Here is a 4,601-nt window from a genome sequence, read left to right on the forward strand (position 1 = left end):
GAGCACTGAATCGAGTCGTCGATGAGCTCAATAATCGCCCCAGGAAACGACTGGGGTATCGGACACCGGCAGAGGTGTTCTGGGGTGAATATTCCGGAGCACTACAAACGAGCGGTGCTGCACTTATTGTTTGAATTCAGGGGCACAGGGTGTGGATAGCCGTGGCCGGGTGTTAACGGGGCTAAAGCAATGGATGCTGGAGGGGGATTTCCTGGCCGATTGGGCCCCGCCCGACGTCCAGGGGGCCACGGGCGGGGAGAGCAATGAGCCGTCGCCCTATGAAAGATTGCGGCAGCTTGCCGAGGATCAGACCGAGATTGATGAAGACAGGCTGAATCGGTTGCACCTGCAATCCCTGGCGTACCTGGAAAAGCAGCTCAAGGAAAAGAACGACGACACGACCGGCGGCATCAAGGGAGTCGCCAACGCGGGCAAGGTCAGCGGTATGATCTCCGGTGCCCTGAACGAGTGGAGCGCCTCGATACTGACGGTGTGCAAACGCCTGGTGGAAGAAGGCGCAATCCAGCCCATCGAGCTCCAGCGCATCATGCAGGCGGCCTCCTCGAACTTTATCCTCACCGACCCGGACCTGAAGGGCATCGATGTCATGGACCGGGCCGGTGCAACGAGCAGCGGCGTCATTGTCGGTGTGTCCGGCAACGGCCTCAAGCGGGGGCTGACGGACTTTGACCGCACGGAGGGCCTGCTGACCCGGCGCAATGACTACCTCTACGCGGACCTGCTGGACGACGCTGGCAACCGGATGGCCTCGACTAGTCCCGCCCGTGCCGCCGAGGCGGTTGAGGAGGCGATCCACAAGGTCGCAGGCAGCACCCTGGTGTTCTCTGCCCCGGCGGACCACCCCGAAGCCCAAAAGCTGAGTTTGCTGAAGGTGGACCTTGCCAATCGGGTTGGCAAGGTGGTGGATGGCCCGGCGGTGTCCCGTGGGCTGGTGGTGTTGGCGGCGTTTAATGTTTTTCTTGAGTTTCAATCATTCTTAAGGGCTTACAATTCTGAGCAAGGGAATGCAACATTGGCATTTGCCAAAGCGTTTGGAGGTGCTGGTTCTGAATTAATTGCGGCATCATTCAAGCTTAGCGAAGTAATGGGACGACCTGCGGCTGCAACTGGCGGCGCAACCTCCGGGACGTATCGGCTCGCGACCCGACCGCTGTTTGATATGAAAAACTGGGTTGTCATTGGTAACAGACTAAGAAAGTTGGAAGCTCCCACCCTGGTCCGGACCGTGGGTCTGGCGACGTTCATCGCGGGGGCCATCGGTGCCGGGCTGAGCTTCTGGGAAATGCGCATCAGCCTGTCCAACAAGGATTTCGATGCCGCTACCGGGCACGCCATTGCCATGACCGGTAGTTTGATTGTGCTGGCGTCTCCCCTTATGAACTCCCTGCTGGCCATTCCCGGCTGGGGCTGGGCGGTCTTCGGCCTGGCCCTGGCGGTCGGTGGCGGGCTATACGCGGGCGCGGCCACCGACGATGCCTTCGAGCAGTTGCTCAAGCGTGGCCCCTGGGGCACCCACCCCGACGACTCGCTGCCGGGGCAGGACGATCAGGCCTACTACAGCCAGCTCCTCGCCCTGCTGTCGCCCGTCCAGGTGACCGCCCAGCGGTACGCGGAAGTGGAACCGGACTCTGCGCTTTCCCATCCGGACTATCCGCCCCAGCCGGACGACTACGTCATCACGGTCCAGCTTCCCCTGGTGAGCCGATTGAAGCTGCACCGCGAAGGCGGGGAGGGCCTGCCTGTGAATCCGTTCCGCCTGGTGGTCCAGGAAGTGGCCTACCAGTCCTCGACAACCACGGTCACCGCCCCTGGCTCCATGGCGCCGGTGAGCGGCACCCAGATGCTCAGGGCTGCGCCGTTAACCAAGGTCACCGCCCGGCAATCCCTGCCCCAGCAGTCGGCGGTCCGGTTCCTGGTGCGGCGCGAGACGTCGGACAGCGAGTACCGTAGCCTGTTCTACCGGGAGTCGGTGACCACACGGGTCCGGGTCGGGCTACAGGCCACCCTGGACACCGAGCTGGGGCCGCTGGTGTTCCCCGCCCCGGTGTACGAGGACTACGAACCGTTCGACCTGGCCCGGCACAGCGAGCCGCCGCCCAAGGAGCGCTCGGTGCTGGACCCCTACGCCCAGCCCAAATCCCCCTACTGGTACTTTACCGAGGTCAGTGCATGAGCAGTGAGCAAGAGCTATCCGTGTTTTCGGATACCGCCTTCCGGGCAATGTCCATTAGCCCCTTGCCTGACTCCCCGAGAAAGCGCACCCGCGTCGGTGAGGAGTTACAACCTATCGGCGACTATGCGGGGGTTATCCCCTATCTCCGGACAATCCAAGACGTAGAGGCGCTCCAGGATCATGAGAAAACCGATCCGGATTTCAAAGACAAGGACTGGTGGTCGGATCACCAGCGGATTCGGTTCCTGAACGGGAAACTGGGGTTTAGGTTTCTGCTATTGATAGTTCCAATTACATGGGTTTTGGTCATCGTTGTCGGGGGAATGGCTTTAGTTGGGTGGGGAATCCTAGCGGCGGCGAAGTACTATCATTTGCCTGGTCTTTTGGTAGGCATGCTTGGCCTGATCTTTGTTCCTGGGTGGATGTTGTTTGCGTTTCGGATTGCCCGGCCTACCACCAACTGGATCATGAGTACCGGCATCGGGTTCTTCCTCAAACCTTTCGAAAAGACCATCAACAAGAAGCTGGACGAGACTTTGGAAGACGGCTGTAGCGAATTCAACCGCGTTACTGGGCAGGTCCGCATGGCCTTGGGGCGCAAGCGCTATTTCGAGGCGCCTTTTGTGGAATTCGATGCCTACGTGGAGCGGGTAATCCAGCAAAGCGGCATCTTCTACCGGCTGATGCTGGTGCATCGCTACACCCAGAAGACTTTCACCAAGACCGCCTTCAGCACCATCGAATCAAACAAGAATGAGGTGCTGGCCATGTGGGACGTGCTGCAGCGGTATATGGACGTGACCCAGCCCCTACCGGATGTACCTCGACTTGAGCCTTTTCGGCATCTGGACCCGGTGACGGCTGAGCATGACAAGCAGACCGGCCGCAACCCTCGCTATTGGCGAGACCTGGACCTGGAGGACTGGAAGGAGGGAGAAGGTTGGCACGAGGTACACAGGGGCCAGTGCGAATTCCCTTGGGGCCAGCGGATCTGCAAACTGACTCCGAAACTGGGCCAGATCGACATGGCCACCTACCGAGAGCAGCGCCCGGTGACGGCTAGTGTGATCTAGGGATAGGCCGCCAGCAGATGGTTACCGAGGTCAGTGCATGAGCAGTGAGCAAGAGCTGTCCGTGTTCGCGGACACAGCCTTCCGGGCGATGGACATCGGTCCTTTGCCGAAATCCCCGAAGAATCGAGACCGTATTGGTGAGGAGCTTCAGCCCATTGGTACTTATGCGGGAGTCATTCCATACCTCGGTACCATTCAGGATGTTGAAGCACTTCAGGATCGGGAGAAAGCTGATCCGGACTTTACGTCCAAGGACTGGTGGTGGGACCACCAGCGGATCCGGTTTTTGAATGGGAAATTGGGTTTTAAGTTTTTGGTTTTAATCTTGCCGTTTACTTGGATTCTTACACTAATTTTTAGCGGCTTGGGATCTATTGTTTTTGGAGTGGTTCAGTTGTCTGAACTTTTCGAACTGCCTGGTTTTGTGTACGGGATTATGGTGTTGCTTCTCGTGCCTGCGTGGCTATTTTTTGCATTTTGGATTATCCCTCCCACTACGAATTGGCTCATGAGCACCGGCATCGGGTTCTTCCTCAAGCCCTTCGAAAAGGTCATCAACAGGAAGCTGGACGAGACCTTGGAAGACGGCTGCAGCGAATTCAACCGGGTCACCGGTCAGGTCCGTATTGCCCTGGGACGCGGGCGGTATTTCGAGGCCCCGTTTGTGGAATTCGATGCCTACGTGGATCGGGTAATCCAACAAAGCGGCGTCTTTTACCGGCTAATACTGGTACATCGCTATACCCAGAAATCCTTCCACAACACCGCCTTTAGTACCATCGAGTCGAACAAGCACGAAGTGCAGGCCATGTGGGACGTGCTGCAGCGGTAAATGGACGTGACCCAGCCCCTACCAGATGTACCTCGACTTGAGCCTTTTCGGCACCTGGACCCGGTGACGGCTGAGCATGACAGGCAGACCGGCCGCAATCCCCGCTACTGGCGAGACCTGGACCTGGAAGCCTGGAAGGAGGGCGAGGGCTGGCACGAGGTGCACAGGCGCCAGTGCAACTACCCCTGGGGCCAGCGGGTCTGCAAACTTACGCCGAAACTGGGCCAGATCGACATGGCTACCTATCGCGAACAGCGCCCGGCGACGGCGAGTGTGATCTAGGGAGGAGGTCGCCAGGGATGGCTACCAAGGTCAGTGCATGAGCAGTGAGCAAGAGCTATCCGTGTTCGCGGACACCGCCTTCCGGGCAACGGCCATCGGCCCCCTGCCGGAATCGCCGAAGAAACGCACCCGCATCGGTGAGGAGTTACAACCCATCGGCGCCTATGCGGGGATTATTCCTTATCTCGGTACGATCCAGGATGTGGAGGCGCTCCAGGAC

Annotated in this window: 5 protein-coding genes; all 5 read left to right on the forward strand. The window is 59.2% G+C overall.

The genetic code is table 11. The features are described 5' to 3' along the window. Positions 1–151 precede the first annotated feature (151 nt). Complete coding sequence (locus R3175_RS17820; RefSeq protein WP_318945691.1) at positions 152–2,194, forward strand: hypothetical protein; 2,043 nt, start codon at positions 152–154, stop codon at positions 2,192–2,194. After that, positions 2,191–3,267 carry a hypothetical protein gene (locus R3175_RS17825; protein ID WP_318945692.1) on the forward strand — a complete coding sequence of 359 codons (1,077 nt, stop codon included), beginning with the start codon at positions 2,191–2,193 and terminating at the stop codon, positions 3,265–3,267. Before R3175_RS17820 ends, R3175_RS17825 begins: the two co-directional genes overlap by 4 nt. Before the next feature lie 37 nt (positions 3,268–3,304). Beyond that, complete coding sequence (locus tag R3175_RS17830; RefSeq protein WP_318945693.1) at positions 3,305–4,099, forward strand: hypothetical protein; 795 nt, start codon at positions 3,305–3,307, stop codon at positions 4,097–4,099. Positions 4,100–4,105: 6 nt separating this feature from the next. After that, positions 4,106–4,381 carry a hypothetical protein gene (locus tag R3175_RS17835; RefSeq protein ID WP_318945694.1) on the forward strand — a complete coding sequence of 92 codons (276 nt, stop codon included), beginning with the start codon at positions 4,106–4,108 and terminating at the stop codon, positions 4,379–4,381. A gap of 37 nt (positions 4,382–4,418) precedes the next feature. Continuing rightward, positions 4,419–4,601, forward strand: a 183-nt coding sequence (locus R3175_RS17840; protein WP_318945695.1) for a hypothetical protein, incomplete at its 3' end; no start/stop codon positions are given.

It is taken from the genome of Marinobacter sp., from assembly GCF_033722735.1.
Lineage (GTDB): Bacteria > Pseudomonadota > Gammaproteobacteria > Pseudomonadales > Oleiphilaceae > Marinobacter.

Bases quoted from the DNA above. Each gene is read 5' to 3' on its own strand.
- R3175_RS17825 (WP_318945692.1), top strand. From the start codon at position 2,191: ATGAGCAGTGAGCAAGAGCTATCCGTGTTTTCGGATACCGCCTTCCGG.
- R3175_RS17830 (WP_318945693.1), top strand. From the start codon at position 3,305: ATGAGCAGTGAGCAAGAGCTGTCCGTGTTCGCGGACACAGCCTTCCGG.